Origin of the sequence: Pseudomonas sp. EL_65y_Pfl2_R96 (assembly GCF_963970905.1) — a bacterium.
GTDB lineage: Bacteria > Pseudomonadota > Gammaproteobacteria > Pseudomonadales > Pseudomonadaceae > Aquipseudomonas.
The window spans coordinates 1-213 of the sequence record NZ_CAXAQH010000491.1 but is presented as its reverse complement, the minus strand read 5'-3'; the positions used below and the strand labels follow the sequence as shown (position 1 = coordinate 213).

Genomic DNA, 213 nt, shown 5'->3' with positions numbered 1-213 from the left:
CCGGCTCGCCAGTGGTTGTGACCCTGTCGAATGGCCAGACCATCACCATCCCGGTCGGTTCGAGCAGCGCCAGCGTCAACTTCACCGCGCCGAACGATGCGTTGGCCGGCGGCGGTTCCCTGAGCGTCAAGATCGACGATGCCAAGGGCGGCAATTACGAGAAGCTGGAAGTCGATGGCAAGTCAGCCGACACCTCGATCACTGATACCCAGG

At 62.4% G+C, this 213-nt stretch carries 1 protein-coding gene; it reads left to right on the top strand.

Going from position 1 to position 213, the window contains the following annotated elements; all coding sequences use genetic code 11:
* Positions 1 to 213, top strand: a 213-nt coding sequence (locus AACY49_RS31720; RefSeq protein ID WP_339528320.1) for an immunoglobulin-like domain-containing protein, incomplete at both ends; no start/stop codon positions are given.